This is a genomic window from Epilithonimonas sp., from assembly GCF_056329745.1.
In genome coordinates this window covers 1-19245 of record NZ_JBWEYV010000011.1, presented here as the reverse complement: position 1 = coordinate 19245, position 19245 = coordinate 1, and the positions used below count along the sequence as shown (strand labels likewise).

Genomic DNA, 19245 nt, shown 5'->3' with positions numbered 1-19245 from the left:
CTCTTATGCACTTTATAATCATTTAAAAAAATCATAACTTGCTGAAAATTTTTCTAACATATGCCCGCCCCGTTACGATTTTCTATTTTATCATTGTTTCTCATTGTTTGTTTTAGTTGCAGGAAAGATAAAGCCTTAGATAGTGGTAACGAGTTGCTTTTAAAAAAGCTGGACCAAAAAATCAATGCTAAAAAACGCTACGAAAATCTCAAAAAGAAAAAGATTTTTGTTTTGAAGAATGATCTTCATCAGCATACTGATAACGATAGTATTACATATAATATTAATAATCAGATTGTAGAGGAGTATCTGGGATACCAATGTGATTCAGCTTATATCTATTCAGATCGTAATAAGGAGTTGGCCATCAAAAATCATAATAATTATTGGCTTTACCAGACCCTTTTGCAGAGGTCTGTACTGCTCTCTACTACAGGTCTTTTTACCGAATCCAAAGAAATTTTAGATAAAATTAATCCAGAGCAGTTACCAAAAGCACTGCGTTTTTCATACAATTCCGCCTACGAATGTCTCTACAATAACCTTGTGGACTACAGCAATGATAATAATATCTACGGGAAAGCTTATAAAAGAAAGCTTAACGATTACTATACCTCGGCTTATAAATCCTTGGCGCCGTCCGACCCATTTTATTTTTTGTTTCTAAGTCACAAGAACAGAATCAATAATGAGTGGGAAGAGGCCAATTATAATATAGATAGGTTTCTAAAGACAACCAAGCCCGGAACGAGGCTCTTCGCAATTGGTAGTTTTTGTAAAGCCGTGATAGAAGCCAGGCTAGGTAATGTAGATTCTCAGGAAAAATGCCTTATATATTCTGCGATTTCCGATATAGAATCTTCTACCAAAGAAAATAGATCTATGCAGGAATTGGCCAGCATTCTCTACAAAAAAGGAGAGAGCGAGCGGGCGTATATCTACATCCAATCTGCGCTAGAAGATGCCAATTTTTATAACGCCAGGTTCCGTAGTATACAGATTAGCAAGGTACAGCCTATTATAGAGGAAACCTATCTTTTAACTATTAATAATCAGAATAGTAAACTTCGTTTATCCATCATTGTTATCAGTTTGTTATTTGTGATACTGGGTATTACAGTTTATTTTATTTACAAACAGCTTAAAACCATTGCAAAATCACGTAACGAACTCAAGAAAGTTAATCAGGATCTCAAACTTGTTAATGGCAAGTTGGACGAGGCCAATACTGTGATGGAAGAATATGTGGCATTTTTTATCAATCAATGTTCTATTTATCTTGAGAAATTTGAGCGTTACAAAAAGTTAATCTCCAGAAGGCTTTCGTTGGGACAGGTGGATAAATTGACGGAAATGGTGAATAATAAGAAAAGTGACGAGATGGATCTTAATGAACTTTACCAAAATTTTGATACAGCTTTTCTAAGAATTTATCCAAATTTTGTTGAAGAAATTAATAAAATGATAAAGCCTAATGAGCGGTATTTAATCAAAAACGGCACATTAAATACTGAGCTGAGAATCTTTGCTTTGATCCGTTTGGGCATTAATGATTCTAATCAGATTTCTGATTTCTTAAGATATTCTGTAAGGACAATTTATAACTACAGAAGCCGGGTCAAGGTAAAATCTGTGATTGAAAATGATGATTTTGAGAAGAAAATTATGCAAATTGGGGCTATTTCTAATGCATAATGTTTACTTTAAGACTGACTTTGTAATTTTATAAAATGCTGATAATCAAATTTTTAATATTTATATAGTGCTGAAAACGTTTACTTTCAGCTTACAAACAAGCCAGAGTTCCATTTTTCGCATCATAACAGAAATATATTAGCAACACACAATTAACATTTCATTAATGTTGTGTTAATAGTTTTAAAAGCTAATTCTTTTTGTATGAAAAAAATTATACTACATCTTTTTTACTGCCTAGTTGGAATTATTTTCATGGGTAGTAATTTCTATAAGGGACAGACAAATCCTTATAAAGCACCTTTGTATTGGAATCCTTACGAATACCATATCACACGAGAGATGGCAGGTGTACAGGATAACTATCTTACAGAAGAAGCACTCACTAATAATATCGATTGGCTTGAAAAAAACCTTAAATCCTATGGCTATAATATGGTGTGTATGGATGGGTGGGGAGACACAAGCCAGATTAACCAAAACGGTTATAGAAGTAGTCACTCTTCTCATTGGCAACATGACTACGCCTGGTGGTCCCAGTACCTTCAGAGCAAGGGAATGACCTTTGGGATGTATGAGAATCCATTATGGCTGCATGTAGATCCTAATGATACTACCAAAAAGATTGTTGGTACTAATATTAATGTTTCCTCTCTTATCGATACGAGTGAGAATGCGAAATGGTTCACTTGGGTTCAAGTTGACAGACCGGGAGCAGAAGAATATGTGAAGGGTTATGTCAAATATTATGCAGATATGGGCATCAAGTACCTTCGGGTTGACTTCTTATCCTGGTTTGAGTCTGGATATGACCGTAACCTGGGGACAGTGGGCCCGCAAAGAACAAAGCAGCAGTATGAGAAGGCACTGCGGTGGATGCGTGAGGCTTGTGATGCTAATGGTGTTTACCTAAGCCTTGTTATGCCCAACCTTTTTAATACAGCAGAGCTGGAAAAACAATACGGGCATCTTTTCCGAATCAATGAAGATGCGGGTGAGGGAACTTGGTACAAATTCAGTGATAAAGACCGAGGGCATCATTATACTACCTGGTCTCAGTATGCCAATGCATTTGATGGTTTTGTTTATTGGTCCCAAGTTACAGGAAATAATAAGGTACAACTAGATGGCGATTTTCTTAGAATCAATACTTTTGCCAAAGATACAGAGAAAAGAAGTGTTATTTCTCTTAATATATTAGCAGGTGGACCTGTGACAATAGCCGATCAATACAATACTATAGGCAACGATCTTTGGCTTTACCAAAATGCTGAATTATTAGCGCTAAATGCTGCAAAATTTGTAGGAAAACCATTTAGTAATGATCCTACAACTGTAGATAGCCAGACATGGAGAGGGCAGTTGTCCAACGGTGACTGGATTATCGGATTTTTTAATAGAGAAACAACTGCACAGACCAGAAGTCTAAATTTTCAAAACAAGTTGGGGCTATCTGGCCAGGTGATGGTAAGAGATCTTTGGCAACATGCCAATCTTGGTAAAATGAGTGATATCTCTGTAACAGTTCCACCGCACGGCTGTGTGATTTTGAAATTATCAAAAAACTCATCGGAAAGTTGTAATGCGCAAACCATCACTTTCCCGGCAATTGCCGATAGAAATTCTGCGGATGCTGCTTTTGATCCGGGAGCTTCATCAGACTCTGGACAACCTATCCAGTACGAGATTGCGTCGGGACCAGCAAAGATTGTTAACAACCAAGTTCAGCTTACCGGTTTTAACGGAACAGTATATGTGCTAGCAAAACAAGGAGGAACTGGAGGCTACTGTGCTGCTATTCCTAAGCTGCAAAGCTTCAATGTAACCGGCGGGCATTATCAGCAGATGTATGTGGGCGGAACTTACAATAGCTGGAGTATGAAGCCAATGACTTTTGAAAATAATTCTTGGACGCTCAAAAACCAAATTCTTCTGGCAGGTAATTATGAATTAAAATTTGCCAATACCAACAACTTTAGTGGAGAGGACTGGGGCAACGCTACAGGCTTATCGGGATCTGTACAGAAAACCACAGGAGGTGGCGGTAACGTTAGTTTTACGATCACTACGCCAGGAACATATACCATTGATTTCAATGAAATCACATTGCAGTATAGTATTCAGTTTACACCATCTCATCAGCAAAATATGTTTGTAGCAGGATCATTCAGTGGCTGGGCGCCACAGCAAATGACCCTTCAGAATGATAAGTGGCAAAAAGTAGGACTTTCTTTAGCTGCCGGTGATTACCAAATGAAATTTGCCAACACCAATAACTGGTCGGGCAACGACTGGGGTAATGCCACAGGTACTGATGCATTTGCACAACAGACCACTGGAGGTGGCGCTAATATCAGTTTTAATTTGCCAACAGCAGGCACTTATAATATTGATTTTAATGACATGACTTTGCAGTACAGGATTTATGATCAGCTAGCTGTTTCAGAAGTTGCAAAACAAGCCCTGTCGGTATATCCAAACCCAGCAGATAAGGCAGTTTTTCTTTCTTCCAAAGATGATAAAATGAAAAGCTACGAGCTATATGATATGAGTGGGAAACTGATAAGGAAGGAGAGTATAGGAGCTAACAAGTTCGAAATTAATGTAACCAATATCGCCAAGGGCATATACATGTTGAATGTAAATCTTGATAACAAGATTGTGGGACAAAAAATTATTATTAAGTAAAATATAAAACCCTTTATAAATGAAATCAAAATATTTGAGAAGTACCGTTGCAGTAGCGGCTCTCTATTTTTCCGGAAATTTATATGCTCAGCAAACGGACAGTCTTCAAAAAGAACAGAAGATTGACGAGGTTGTAGTCATTGGATACGGAAAGGCGAAGGCAAAAGATTTAACAGGTTCTGTTTCTGTTATTAACCTTAACAAAGCCGGGAATCAGCCGGTTGCAGATATTGGGCAAGCCATTCAGGGGCGTGCATCGGGTGTTAATGTGATCAATTCTGGTGAGCCAGGAAGTAATGTTGCATTCCGTATCCGTGGAACGGGTACCATCCAAAATAATGATCCACTTATCGTAGTAGATGGGATGCCACTAAATGGTGGTCTTAACCAGATCAATATGAGTGATGTGGAGTCTATTAATATTTTAAAAGATGCATCATCTACTGCTATCTATGGTGCACGTGGTGCCAATGGTGTGGTAATGATTACTACAAAAAGAGGAGCTAAAGGCGGGGTACTCAATTTTGATACATTTACAGGTGTGCAAAGTGTGACGAACATGACCAAAGTTCTTAATGCATCACAATATGCTCAACTTAATAACGAGCTTCTTGCAAATGGCGGCCAGGCTACTAACCCAGAATTTGCTAATCCAGCAGCATTGGGTAATGGCACAGATTGGATCAAGGCGCTTTTTAGACCTGCCATGATGTCCAGCTACTCATTGTCATATGGTGACCGGTCTGATAAAAGCAATATCTATGTGTCTGCCAGCTACTTTAATCAAAAAGGAGTGGTTCTTAATACCAACTACGACCGTTATATTGTACAGTTGAACGGCGATACCAAAATAAAACCTTTCCTAAAAATTGGTAACAGCGTTAAGTTGCAGCACGATTTGAAAACGAAGGGCGGATTTGATATCAAAAACACCATTCTTTCCCTACCTACAAGACCAATTTATGATGCCAGCGGCAATTATGCGGGTCCGGGAAGCAACCCGATGCTTTATGGTGATATAGATAACCCAATAGGTAAAGCACGTATCATAGATACTTCTACAAAGGGTTACAATATCCAGGGTAATATTTACGCAGAATTGGATATTATCAAAGATTTAAAGTTCAAATCTTTAGGTGGGGTAGAAGCCAACCTTTGGTATGACAGAACATGGTCTCCAAAATATGCATGGGGCGTAAAGACCCAGGACAACTCTTACCTGTATGAAGGAAGCAACCGTAGCATTACTATGTTATGGGATAATACCTTAACGTATGATAAAAACTTTGGTGAACATCATATCAATGCAGTAATAGGTACCAGTGCGCAGACCAACCAGTTCAATTATCTTAATGCATCTGTTCAAAAATTTGCCAGTGAAAATACACAGCAGATAGATAACGGGATTTTGCAGCCAGTGCAACATGGGAATGCAGCTGAATGGGCATTAATGTCGTATCTGGGTCGTGCTACCTATAATTTTGCAGACAAATACTACTTAACCGCTACCATACGTAGAGATGGGTCATCAAGATTTGGAGTAGGTAACAAGTGGGGTTGGTTCCCTTCTGCAGCATTGGCATGGCGTATTTCCAATGAAAACTTCTTGAAGGATTCCAAAACCATTAATAACCTAAAACTTAGACTAGGCTATGGTATTACTGGTAACCAGAATATCGGGAATTATGCATTTGCATCGTCGTATAACACCTACCAGTATAACTTCAACAATACTTTTGTAAGTGCGGTAATGCCAACTGTATTACCCAATCCTTATGTAAAATGGGAAGGGCAGGAGCAGTACAATGTTGGATTTGATTTGGATATGTTCAACAACAGGGTTAGCTTAATCGTAGATGGTTATCTTAAAAATACCAATGACATGTTGGTTCCAATGTCGGTACCTGTAACGTCTGGTTACTCCGATGTATATACGCCATCTATTAATGCCGGTAAAATTCAGAACAAAGGGATAGAGACTACATTATCTACCAAAAACTTTGTAGGCGAAAACTTTAAGTGGTCCACAGATGTTGTTTTTTCATACAACAAAAACAATGCAGTAGATATCAATAGCAAAACATATATTCCGGGAGCTCAGGATGGCAACAACCTAAACCGTATGCTAGGTCTTACAATGGCAGGTTACCCAGTTAATGTATTCTACGGATACGTTACCGATGGTATTTTCCAAAATCAGGCAGAGGTAAATGCTCATGCGGTTCAAACACCAGGATCCAGCTCAACTACAAGTACAGCGCCAGGTGATATCCGTTTCAAAGACCTTAATAATGATGGTGTGATCAATGATAAAGACCGTACCATCATCGGAAATCCAAATCCTAAATTCACATTTTCACTTAATAATACGTTTACGTACAAGAATTTTGATTTAACGATATTCCTGCAAGGTAGTTATGGTAATGACATTATGAATGTCAACAGGATGTATACCGAGGCGATGTCTGTTATCCAAAACCAGAGTACGGCAGTACTAGGCCGTTGGACAGGAGAAGGAACCAGCTACAACATGCCGCGTGCTATTTTTGGAGATCCAAACCAGAACTCCCGTGTGAGTGACCGTTATGTAGAAGATGGTTCTTACATCAAACTGAAAAATATTAACCTGAGTTATACCCTTCCAAAAGGTGTGTTTGGAGAAAACCTAAACCTTGTTAAGATTTTCATATCTGCACAGAACTTAATTACATGGACAAAATACTCCGGTTTTGATCCTGAAGTACCTGTAAACGGGATAGATAACGGGACTTATCCTATCACAAGAACTGTTTCACTAGGCCTTAATATCGGATTTTAATTACAACTAGACATGAAAAAGATAAAAATTACACTATTCGCACTTCTTACACTTTCAATGATTAATTGTAGTGATGATTTTCTGGACAAGGTGCAACCTGATACCATTAATACAGGTAACTATCCAAAAACTGCAGAAGAGTTGGTAACAATGGTAAACGGTGCTTACCAGCCATTGCAATGGCCAAAGCTTTATAACATGAGAATGTGGACCACCGATATTTTTGCCGGAAACAGTATTGTAGGCGCTGGTGGTGGTGATGACGGTATAGAGACCACACAGCTGGCCAATTTTGTTACCAGTACAGATAATCCTGGTGTTTTAGACCTGTGGAGAGGTCCATGGCCGGGGATTCTTTCCAGTAACATTGTCATCAAAACGGCTCCAGGTCTTAACATAGACAACGCCGTTAAAAATCGTAGTTTGGGAGAAGCTTACTTTCTAAGATCTCATTACTATTTTGTATTGGTAAGATTTTTTGGTGACGTTCCTTTGGTAACAGAGCCGCAGGATGTAAACGGAGATTTGTATCCGGCCCGTTCACCAAAAGCAGATGTTTATAAACTAATCATTGCAGATTTGGAGCAAGCTATCCAATTACTTCCTACAAAACAAACTTATGGCGATGCCGACAAAGGTAGAGCAAGCAAAGGTGCAGCGATAGGAGCATTGGCAAAAGTATATCTCACATTGGGCAACTGGCAGAAAGTGGTAGAATTGACCAATCAGTTAGAAGGTATGGGCTACTCTCTTAATGCAGATTATTCAAATAACTTCAACGTTAATACAGAAAACTCTGCCGAGTCTCTATTCGAGGTACAATATGCGTCAGATGGAAATTATGATTTCTGGGGTAACCAAAATCAAGCATCATGGGCGAGTCCGTTCATGGGGCCTAGAGGATCCAATTTTGTAGGAGGTGGTTACGGATGGAACCAGCCTACACAGGAATTTGTAGACAGCTATGAGACCGGCGACAACAGAAAAGCAAAAAGTATTTTCTACGACGGATGTCCTCAGTTTGACGGTAAAGATTACAAACCTTCTTACTCGCTAACGGGTTACAACGTAAGAAAATTCTTGGTGCCATTATCCGCTTTCCCATCATATAACAACAGTCCGCTTAACTTCCCAATCATGCGTTACTCCGAAGTATTGCTGATGAAAGCCGAAGCTCTTAACGAATTGGGGCAAACATCGCAGGCCGCAATTCCGCTTAATCTTGTAAGAGCAAGGGCTGGGCTAGCACCTGTTTCCGGTTTATCGCAAGCGGATTTCCGAGACAAAGTTCTTCATGAGAGAAGGATGGAGTTGGCTTTCGAAGGGCAGCGTTGGTTTGATCTTGTGCGGGTTAACAATGGACAATACGGCCTAAACTTCCTTCACTCTATTGGAAAGTCCAATGCAGCCAATAAGCATCTTCTGTTACCAATTCCTCAGATTGAGAGAGACAGAAATCCAAATTTGACACAAAATCCTGGTTATTAATCATCTAATAATAGAAAAAATATGAAAAAGCTATATAACTTAAACAAGTGGAATAGAAAGTTGTTGCTTCTTTTGCCATTACTGGCTTTTCTGGGCATTCTGGCCTGTAGAGAGGAGTTGGCAAGCCAGGAGCATGAGATAAGTGCGCTGTCTATAAAAACAGCCGAGATCAACGAGCTTCTGCCTAACATGTACAATTCCAACTATAATTTTTCATGGACTGCTGGAAACAATATGGGAACCAGCTCGTCTATCACCTACAAGTTGGAAATCGACAAGAAGGATAATAACTTTGCACATCCTCAGGTTTATGAGATCGGTAAAAATATCTACTCGTATGATATGAAAATTGGTGATCTCAACAACATTCTGGTAAAAACTTACGGGGCTCAACCGGGGAAACCTTTTACGATGCAGGCCCGCATAACTGCCAGCTTTGGGGATAGTTCTGTAAACGCACAGACTGCAGTGGCAGATTTTACAGTAACGCCATTCAAGCCATTTACAGATCACTTGTTTATCGTGGGTGACGCCACACCTGGTGGTTGGGATATTACCAAATCAACAGAACTTATGAGAAGTAAGACAGACCCGTCGGAGTTCACATATTCCGGGCAATTGTCTTCAGGTAATTTCAAATTTGCTGTTAATCAAAACAGCGATTGGAAGCAGGACTTCTATACCAAAGATCCATCGGATGATAACAAAATCGTTTATAACGAAGGTGGCAGCGGTGCAGATTTACAATGGGTTATAGATACAGCTGGTCTGTACAAGATTACGGTAAACCTGGTTAGTCTTTCTATCAAAGTAGAAAAGATGAATGCGCCACAGTTTAGTGATATCTACATTGTTGGAGATGCGTCGCCAAGTGGTTGGGATATCAAAGATCCTAAGTCATTTACTCAGGATAAAACCAATCCGTTTATTTTTACTTTAGAATGCTCTTTAACAGCGGGTAATTTCAAGATCCTTGCAGGAACTACAGGAGATTGGTGTGGTAACTGGTACCGTCCAATGGTAGACAACCAGGGGCTGGTAAACGGTGCTGTGCAACAGCTAAAAGGTTGCGACAATGATCTAAAATGGAAAGTGTCCTCCGCAGAGGCAGCCAGATACAAGATCACATTAAATGCTGCTAATAATACCATCAAATTTGAGAAAGTAGATGTTTACATTATTGGTGATGCAACGCCTAACTCATGGAACATGGGAACATTGGCACCAATGCAGAAAAATGGAAGTGTGTATACCTATACAGGTCCGTTGACAGCTGGGTCTCTTAAATTTACTAAGTTTAACACCTCTTGGTGTGACGGGACAGAGTTGGTGGCTAAAACCAAAGATCAAAGCATTACAAATGGTGCATTTTCAGAACGTGTAAAATGTGAAGGTGGTGATGCAACAGACCTTAAATGGCGAGTGCCGGCTGCCGGAAACTATACCATTACACTTAATTTAGATACTAATACACTTAATATTCAGTAATTTTTTCTTATCAAAAATCACACGGTAGCAATGCCGTGTGATTTTATACTTAATAATTTAAATTAAATTGAATTAAAAAGCAAAACAATGGTTAAAAAAATGATTTTCCTTGCTTTAGCATTGCTCCACTCGGCGATGTTGCTGGCAACCGAATGTACATCGTACAACAAGAAAGGAAATCAGGTGATATTCAATGGGAAAGACGGTTCCAAACTTTCTTTAACCGTGAATAGCAATTTCGTCATAAAAATATGGTTTGATCAATCTGGCAAATTCACTAGAAGCAACCCCACTTTTGCAGTGGTTAATGAGAAACTTGAAAATATTGGAGACATCGGCGTTAATGAAGAGACTTCCGCATACGAAATTTTTACCTCAAAACTTCGTATACGGATCAACAAGAACCCGATGCAGCTTCAGATTTTTGATAATTATCAAAAACTGATCTATAGTGATTACAAAGATCAGGGACAGGTTTCCAAAGACAAAAGTGTGAAAGCCTATAAGGTTTTGCGTAGCGATGAGCAATTTTTTGGGCTTGGCGAAAAAACCGGAACACTCAACCGCCGGGGGAAAAACTACAAAATGTGGAACAGCGACAGGCCTTGTTACAGCGTTACCGAAGACCCGATAGCCAAGAGCATTCCGTTTTTTATGAGCAGTTACCGCTATGGAATTTTCCTTGATAATACCTATAAAACCGAATTTAAATTCGGGACAGAGTCCCAAGACTATTACTCTTTCGAAGCTCCGGATGGTGCTTTCGTTTATTACTTTATCTATGGCAAAGATTATAAGGAGATACAGCAGCAATACATCACACTCACAGGGCAACCGATTATGCCTCCAAAATGGGCGTTAGGTTTTGCACAAAGTCGTGGTCTTTATACCAAAGAGGATCAGGCGCTGGAAGTAGCCGCAGAATTCCGAAAAAGAAAAATCCCTATTGACATCATTTATCAAGATATTGGCTGGACTCAGAATCTTCAGGATTTCGAATGGCGAAAAGGCAATTATACCAATCCAAAAGCGATGTTGAAGAAACTGAAAGACAATGGTATCAAAATGATTGTTTCCCAGGATCCTGTGATTTCTCAAAAAGGGAATAAACAATGGGCAGAAGCCGATAAGTTGGGGTATTTTGTAAAAGATGTCCGTACCAACAAGGCGTATGACATGCCTTGGCCTTGGGGAGGAAACTGTGGCGTGGTAGATTTTACCATTACCGAAGTGGCCGACTGGTGGGGCAAATATCAGCAAAAACCAATTGATGATGGCATTAGAGGATTTTGGACCGATATGGGAGAACCTGCCTGGAGCAACGAAGAAGATACGGACCGCTTAAATATGAAGCACCGGCTTGGCATGCATGATGAGATCCATAATGTGTATGGTTTAACTTGGGACAAAGTGGTGAAAGAGCAGTTTGAAAAACGCAATCCCAACCGTCGTATTTTCCAAATGACCCGTTCTGCTTATGCAGGCTTGCAGCGTTATACATTTGGTTGGACCAATGACAGTGGTAACGGAAATGATGTCTTGGATGGCTGGGCACAGATGGAAAATCAAGTAGCCGTTGGCATCTCTGCCGGTTTGGGCGGAATCCCGTTCTGGACAACCGATATTTCCGGGTATTGTGGTGATATTACCGATTATCCTGCAATGGCAGAGCTCTATACAAGATGGATGCAGTTTGGCGTGTTTTGTCCGCTGAGCCGTGCCCACCATGAGGGAGACAATGCCGTAGAACCTTGGATGTTTGGCGAAGTAGCAGAAAAAAATACCAAGGCTGCAATAGAGTTAAAATACCAATTGTTTCCTTATCTTTACACCTATTCAAGGAAAGCACACGATACTGGACTGCCTATTACCAGAGGCTTATTTATGGAATATCCCAATGATTTGGAAGCGGCAAAAATTGATAATCAGTTTATCTTCGGCGAGGAATTGCTGGTGGCTCCTGTCCTTAAAAAAGGAGAACGCGTGAAGAGAGTATACTTGCCCGATGGCGAATGGATTGATTTTAATGATAAAAAAACCGAATACCTTGGCGGCCAAACTGTTGCTTACAAAGCACCACTCAACACCATTCCTATTTTTGTGAGAAAAGCATCTATTATCCCAATGATGCCTATTATGCAATACATTCACGAGAAAAAAGATTATCCTGTTTATTTTCATATTTTCCCCAATTATGAGGATGAGAAGACAAGTTTTAGCCTTTATGAAGATGAGGGCGAAAATCAGGATTATCTTAAAAATATTTTTTCCCGTACCAACATCGTCTGCACTACCAAGGCTGCTGGTTACGAGATTGAGATTACTCCAGAAGATAAAGGCTTTCGCCAGTCGGACAAGCGTAATTTTGTATTGAGCATCTTAGCAGAACAAAGGCCTAAATCGGTTCTAGTGAATGGCAAGCAAATCAATTTTGTGGCGGCTGATGCGTTGGACATCGATAAAGATACCACCAAAACCTTGTGGAGCTGGGACGAAAAAGGAAACAAAATCCTAATCAAAATACCTGATAACAGAACTAAAATAAATATTAACGTTAATTAGTAGTAAATGAAGAAGTTTTTTTTAATTGTAGCATTATTTCTGGTAGGGCTGGTTGCAGCTCAGAAATTGCAGTCGCCGGACGGAAAATTTGTAATGAATTTTGCAGTGCAAAATGGTGGGTATCCTTCCTACGAACTTAGTTACAAAGGCAAAGAAGTGGTTAAGCCAAGCAGACTAGGTTTTTTACTTTCAACCAAAGATGCGCCGGCCAATGATCCGCGAAATTTTTTAAACAATAATTTTGAAATAGTAGGCTCTAAGACTGCCTCCTTTGATGAAACCTGGCAACCGGTTTGGGGTGAGCAAAAAAATATCAGAAACCATTACAACGAAATTGTAATTAACCTTAAGCAAAAAGGGACAGATCGTTTGATGGACGTTAGGTTCCGTTTGTTTGATGATGGATTAGGTTTCCGTTACGAGTTTCCTCAGCAGAACAATTTGGTTTACTTCACGATAAAAGAAGAGAAATCGCAGTTCGCAATGACAGGCGACCATACTGCATATTGGATCCCGGGAGATTACGATACGCAGGAATACAACTATACAACATCTAAACTCTCCGAAATCAGAGGATTGATGACAAAATCTTATGAAAAAGGAAATGTTTCCCAAACTTCATTTTCACCAACAGGAGTACAGACTTCATTAATGATGAAAACCAAAGATGGCGTATACATCAACCTTCACGAGGCAGCTTTGATTGATTATTCTTGTATGCACCTTAATCTGGATGACAAAAACATGGTTTTCGAGTCTTGGTTAACGCCGGATTCTCATGGGGACAAAGGTAAAATGCAGGCACCACGCCACACACCTTGGAGAACGATTATCGTAAGCGATGATGCCAGAAATATCTTGGCCTCCAAAATGACTTATAACTTGAATGACCCTAGCAAAATTACCGATACATCGTGGATTAAACCAACGAAGTATGTAGGCGTTTGGTGGGAAATGATTTCCGGGAAAAGCAGTTGGTCATATACAGATGAGTTCCCGTCTGTACAGCTAGGTGTTACCGATTATGCTAAAGCTAAGCCTAATGGAAAGCATGGTGCCAACAATGCTAACGTAAGAAAGTACATTGATTTTGCTGCAAAAAATGGTTTTGATGCCGTTTTGGTAGAAGGCTGGAACATTGGTTGGGAAGACTGGTTTGGCCACGATAAAGATTATGTTTTTGATTTTGTAACAGCGTATCCAGATTTTGATATTGCAGCCCTTAATGCTTATGCGCATTCAAAAGGTGTTAAATTGATCATGCACCATGAGACATCAGGTTCTGTAAGAAATTATGAGCGCCACATGGATGCTGCCTATAAACTGATGAACAAGTATGGTTATGATGCCGTGAAAAGTGGATATGTAGGAAACATCCTTCCTGTGGGAGAAACACACTACAGCCAATGGACAAATAACCACTACCAGTATGCGATAGAAAAAGCTGCAGATTACAAAATTATGGTGAACGCTCACGAGGCTGTACGCCCAACTGGAATTGCGCGAACGTATCCTAACCTTATCGGCAACGAGTCTGCCAGGGGAACAGAATACCAAGCTTTTGGAAATGAAAGAAACAATCCAAACCACGTTACCATTCTACCTTTCACAAGGTTAATAGGTGGCCCAATGGATTACACGCCAGGTATTTTCCAGATGGATGTTACCAATGGCTCCCATGTTAATGCAACTATTGCTAACCAATTGGCATTATATGTTACCATGTACAGTCCATTGCAAATGGCTGCAGATTTCCCAGAGAATTATGAGAAATTTGCCGATGCTTTTCAGTTTATCAAAGATGTCGCAATCGATTGGGATGAAAGCAAGTACCTAGAAGCTGAACCAGGACAATATATTACCGTAGCTAGAAAAGCAAAAGGATCTGACAAATGGTTTGTAGGGAATGTAGCAGGTTATACACCTTTTACATCAAAAATTTCTTTGGATTTCCTAGATGCTGGTAAGCAGTACATCGCAACTATTTATTCTGATGCAAAAGATGCAGATTATCTTAAAAATCCTCAGGCTTATAACATTCGCAAAGTTTTGGTAACTAAAAAATCAAAATTGGAGCAGGTGTCTGTAGCAGGTGGCGGTTATGCCGTAAGCATTGTTCCTGTAAAAGATAAAGCAGAAACAAAAGGTCTTAAATCATTGTAATTCATCATTTATAGGATATGTAGAAATGGTTTAAAACCATAATCAATTGATTATTAATTCGGCTCCGCTTAGATTGACATTTTGATATTTTTTATAATTGATTGTCAGATTAAACGGAGCCGTTTTTAATATAAAATTGATGCAGACAAAAAGCTCAATAATAAAATTAGTAAAACTGAAGTATGAATAAAAGATTCAGGATCACACTGTTTTTGGTTCTATTTTTAGCGGTTAATAGTTTCGCGCAAAACCAAAAATCATTGTGGACTATAGAAGCCAAGAATTCGGATAATTATGTAGGCGCCCCTATTGCCAGTGGAAAAATAGGTATTTTACCTTGGAAGGAGCCATTCTCTGTGCGACATGTGATGCTCAATCACGTTTTCGATATTGGAGATGCCGGTGTTAATCAGGCTTTGCAGGGGATTAATCCCTTTCATATGGAGATGTTTTTGAATAATCAAAAAGTCGAGATGGGTTCCATCACCCAATGGAAGCAGTCTTTAGATCTTAAAAAAGCCACCCACACCACTTCATTTACCATTCCTGGGAAAGCCGAAATCAAGTATACCATTACCGCTCTTCGCAATCTACCTTATTCGGGATTGATTACGGTTGAAGTAAAAGCATTAGATCAGATCCAGATGCAATGCATCAATCAAATGGATGTGCCCGATTCTTATATCGATGTTAAAAAGCGGGTAAAAGAAGCTCACGTTGGCCTGGATGCCGGTAAGGAAATAATTCTGCAAACCGAAGCCCAATCTGCCCAAAAAGCCCATAAAGTTGTGGCGTCGTCAGAATTTTTGTTCGATCATAAAAAACTCATTTCCCGAAATGAAGATCAGATTAAGAACATCGTTGAAGGCAGTTTGAAAAAGGGCGAAACCATCCAATTTTCATTGGTAGGATCCATTTGTACATCCCGAGATTTTAACGATCCAAAAAGTGAGTCCGAGAGGGAAGTGATCTATGTCTCTTATTTAGGAACAGACCGTATTCTGAAAGATCATTATGCCCTTTGGGAAGATCTTTGGAAAGGTGATATTGTGGTTGAAGGCGATGATGAAGCACAATTGGTAGCAAGGTCCGCTTTGTTTAATCTGTATTCTAATGCGTTGGAAAACTCTAGGTTGAGTATTTCTCCGATGGGATTGTCTGGCACTTTTTACAGCGGTCATATTTTTTGGGATACCGAAATCTGGATGTATCCACCAATGCTCTTTATGAATCAGGGTATCGCCAAATCGATGATTGATTACCGTACAGATCGCCTGAAAGCGGCTGAAAACAGAGCTATGTCCTACGGTTACAAAGGCGCCATGTTCCCTTGGGAATCTGATGATAAAGGTGAAGAAGCAACGCCAATTAATGCACTCACAGGTCAGTTTGAACATCATATTACGGCAGATATTGCCATCGCATTTTGGAATTATTATCTAATGACTCAAGATAAGGACTGGCTTACAAAAGAAGCTTATCCTGTTATGCAAAAGATTGCTGAATTCTGGACTTCCAGAGCAAGTAGAAATGAGGACGGAAGCTATTCTATCAAATACGTGATTGGCGCCGATGAATATGCCGAAGGGGTGGATGACAATGCTTATACCAATGCTGCTGCTAAAAAAGCACTGGAATATGCCACCAATGCTGCTGTAATTGTTGGGAAAACAGCCCCTAAAATATGGAAAGACATCAGTGATCATTTGGTGATTTCTAAAATGAGTAATGGTGTAACGCAGGAATATAAAGGCTATAAAGGTGAAATGATTAAGCAGGCAGATGTCAATCTGTTGGCGTATCCTTTGGGGATCATTACCGATGCCAATCAAATTAAAAAAGATCTGGAATATTACACGTCAAAAATTGACAAAGACCACGGGCCGGCAATGACATTTTCAGCTTTTTCTGTTCAATATGCAAGATTAGGCGATGCTGATAAAGCGTATGCGATGTTCAAAAAAGCATATCAACCGAACCAAAGACCACCTTTTGGCGTGTTGGCAGAAACGCCATCCAGCTCCAATCCTTATTTTATGACAGGAGCAGGCGGAATTTTGCAAACCTTCATTAATGGTTTTGGAGGACTTGATATAACAGATAAAGGTATTATTCAGCATAAAAGCGTACTTCCAAAACACTGGAAAAAATTGACACTGAAAGGTATTGGTGTGGATAGGAAGGATTATTCTGTGATGCAGTAAGCATTACTTTTTAATACTTATTTAATTAAAAAAACCATCTCAATTGAGATGGTTTTTTAAGTGGAGTTGGAGGCTCTTTCTCCTGAACTCTTTTAGGTAATCACAAAATATCAAAATATTGATAATCAATAGATAACATTTTTTATGATTATGATAAAGTATCATAAATAATCTTTGTACATATTAAAAATTGGGTGTAAATTTGGGTGTCGATTATTAAGTTTTACACCCATGAATATCAAACGAAATATAGTTTTTGCGCTTGAAAAAAGAAAGAAAGAAGGTGTCCCTGTGGTAGAGAATGTTCCCATCCGTATGCGTGTTATTTACCATAATAAAAGGATAGAGTTTACAACAGGTTACCGTATCGACATTTCCAAATGGGATGAAGACAAGCAACGTGTAAAAAATGGCTGTACCAATAAACTCAAGCAGGCCGCAGCCGAAATCAATTCAGACCTTTTAAAATACTATTCGGATATTCAGGATATTTTCAAAGAGTGTGAAGTAAATGAAATCATTCCTAATCCTGAACAACTTAAAGTAGCATTCAATAATCGACAAAATAAGGAATTGCCCAATAATCTGATGCTAGAAACAGGCATCCTCTCGTTTATGGATAAATTTGACGAATTTGTACGGGATTGTGGGGTTCATAACAATTGGACAGAAGCTACCTATGAAAAATTTGCCACCACGAAAAAGCATTTGGAAGATTTTGACAAAAATTTGACTTTCGAATCATGGGACGAGAAAAAACTGACCGAATTTGTACACTATCTCCGTGATAAAAAGAGTTTTCGAAATAGTACCATCGGTAAGCAGATGGGATTTCTAAAATGGTTTCTTCGCTGGAGCAAAAAGAAAGGATATACGTCTAATTTTGCCTTTGAATTATTCAAGCCAAAATTAAAGACCACTCAAAAGAAAGTTATATTTCTGACCTGGGCAGAACTAACGAAATTGAGAGAATATAAAATCCCCGAAACAAAAAAATATCTGGAAAGAGTTCGAGATGTTTTTTTATTCCAATGCTTTACGGGGCTTCGGTATTCCGATGTATTCAATCTTAGAAGAAGTGATATAAAAGAGAACCATATCGAAATTACCACTGTCAAAACTGCAGATAGCTTAATCATCGAATTGAACAATCACAGCAAGGCAATACTGGACAAGTATAAAGAAGTTAATTTTGAATATGATAAAGTTCTTCCCGTCATCACCAATCAGAAGATGAATGATTATTTGAAAGAGCTGGCGGAATTGGCTGAAATTGACGAGCCTGTACGAGAGGTCTATTACAAAGGTAACAAACGCATTGATGAAGTGACTCCGAAACATGCTCTTTTGGGGACTCACGCAGGAAGGCGAACATTTATCTGTAATGCCCTGTCATTGGGTATTCCTGCGCAAGTGGTCATGAAATGGACTGGGCATAGCGATTATAAGGCAATGAAACCCTATATTGACATTGCCGATGAAATCAAAGCTAGTGCAATGGATAAATTTAATCAGCTATAATATTTCTATTGTAAGTTTGTAAAATTCAAATTATTTGATTGATGGGAGAAAACAATAATCAACAAAACGATTCTTTATATCAGATTATCGATGTATTACCACAATATAATGAGGCTGTCTCAAAAGCGAGATAGCCTTTTTTATGCAAAAAAGGAAAGCCTCGGCTTTCCTAATAGTTGCAAATTTCGTAATTTGCTGTGTGGTAACTAAGTCAAAAGTAGTCTTTAAAGATTACAATCCCAAACAAAATTTGCTTTTTCCTCCGAATTTATCGGAGTTGATTGATGACAAGCATCCTGTGAAAATAGTTTCAAACATCATCGATGGTTTGGATATTAAAAACTTAATCAAAAGCTATAAACCGGGAGGAACTTCATCTTACCACCCGAAAATGCTTTTGAAAGTATTGATTTATGGCTATTTGAGTAACATTTATTCAAGTCGGAAAATGGAACAGGCATTGAAGGAAAACATCCATTTTATGTGGCTTTCGGCAATGAGCCGTCCTGATCATAATACGTTGAACAGGTTTCGTAGCGAGCGATTAAAGGGTGAAGTCAAAGCTAGTCATGGTCGGAAGATTTTTTCTTCCGATTTTTTTTGTTTTTTTTAGAAAAA

The 19245-nt window shown here is 39.0% G+C and carries 9 protein-coding genes and 1 pseudogene; all 10 read left to right on the top strand.

Annotated elements, in window-relative coordinates; translation table 11 throughout:
• Positions 1-93 precede the first annotated feature (93 nt).
• Positions 94-1695 carry a DUF6377 domain-containing protein gene (locus AC00Y6_RS09225; RefSeq protein WP_476589240.1) on the top strand — a complete coding sequence of 534 codons (1602 nt, stop codon included), beginning with the start codon at positions 94-96 and terminating at the stop codon, positions 1693-1695.
• Positions 1696-1899: 204 nt separating this feature from the next.
• The gene (locus AC00Y6_RS09220; protein WP_474490328.1) at positions 1900-4383 is read left to right on the top strand and encodes a T9SS type A sorting domain-containing protein; all 2484 of its coding nucleotides are present in this window, start codon (positions 1900-1902) and stop codon (positions 4381-4383) included.
• A gap of 19 nt (positions 4384-4402) precedes the next feature.
• Positions 4403-7201 (top strand): SusC/RagA family TonB-linked outer membrane protein, encoded by a 2799-nt coding sequence (locus AC00Y6_RS09215; protein ID WP_474490327.1) that lies wholly within the window; start codon positions 4403-4405, stop codon positions 7199-7201.
• A 12-nt stretch (positions 7202-7213) separates the two neighbouring features.
• Positions 7214-8689: a RagB/SusD family nutrient uptake outer membrane protein gene (locus AC00Y6_RS09210; protein WP_474490326.1), complete on the top strand. Its 1476-nt coding sequence runs from the start codon at positions 7214-7216 to the stop codon at positions 8687-8689.
• Between the two features lie 21 nt (positions 8690-8710).
• Positions 8711-10177, top strand: coding sequence for a SusF/SusE family carbohydrate-binding protein (locus AC00Y6_RS09205; protein WP_474490325.1), 1467 nt, complete (start codon positions 8711-8713; stop codon positions 10175-10177).
• Positions 10178-10264: 87 nt separating this feature from the next.
• Positions 10265-12739, top strand: a complete 2475-nt coding sequence (locus tag AC00Y6_RS09200; protein ID WP_474490324.1) for a glycoside hydrolase family 31 protein — start codon at positions 10265-10267, stop codon at positions 12737-12739.
• A 6-nt stretch (positions 12740-12745) separates the two neighbouring features.
• A complete protein-coding gene (locus AC00Y6_RS09195; protein WP_474490323.1) occupies positions 12746-14902 on the top strand; it encodes a glycoside hydrolase family 97 protein in 2157 nt (718 codons plus the stop codon).
• 182 nt (positions 14903-15084) lie between these two features.
• Positions 15085-17106 (top strand): kojibiose hydrolase, encoded by a 2022-nt coding sequence (locus AC00Y6_RS09190; protein ID WP_474490322.1) that lies wholly within the window; start codon positions 15085-15087, stop codon positions 17104-17106.
• Positions 17107-17337: 231 nt separating this feature from the next.
• A complete protein-coding gene (locus AC00Y6_RS09185; RefSeq protein WP_474490321.1) occupies positions 17338-18627 on the top strand; it encodes a site-specific integrase in 1290 nt (429 codons plus the stop codon).
• A 199-nt stretch (positions 18628-18826) separates the two neighbouring features.
• Positions 18827-19210: pseudogene (locus tag AC00Y6_RS09180) on the top strand (transposase); the annotation flags it as partial.
• Between the last annotated feature and the right edge of the window lie 35 nt (positions 19211-19245).

Coding starts and splice junctions, on each gene's coding strand:
- AC00Y6_RS09185 (WP_474490321.1), top strand. CDS start 17,338: ATGAATATCAAACGAAATATAGTTTTTGCGCTTGAAAAAAGAAAGAAA.
- AC00Y6_RS09190 (WP_474490322.1), top strand. CDS start 15,085: ATGAATAAAAGATTCAGGATCACACTGTTTTTGGTTCTATTTTTAGCG.
- AC00Y6_RS09200 (WP_474490324.1), top strand. CDS start 10,265: ATGGTTAAAAAAATGATTTTCCTTGCTTTAGCATTGCTCCACTCGGCG.
- AC00Y6_RS09205 (WP_474490325.1), top strand. CDS start 8,711: ATGAAAAAGCTATATAACTTAAACAAGTGGAATAGAAAGTTGTTGCTT.
- AC00Y6_RS09220 (WP_474490328.1), top strand. CDS start 1,900: ATGAAAAAAATTATACTACATCTTTTTTACTGCCTAGTTGGAATTATT.
- AC00Y6_RS09195 (WP_474490323.1), top strand. CDS start 12,746: ATGAAGAAGTTTTTTTTAATTGTAGCATTATTTCTGGTAGGGCTGGTT.
- AC00Y6_RS09210 (WP_474490326.1), top strand. CDS start 7,214: ATGAAAAAGATAAAAATTACACTATTCGCACTTCTTACACTTTCAATG.
- AC00Y6_RS09215 (WP_474490327.1), top strand. CDS start 4,403: ATGAAATCAAAATATTTGAGAAGTACCGTTGCAGTAGCGGCTCTCTAT.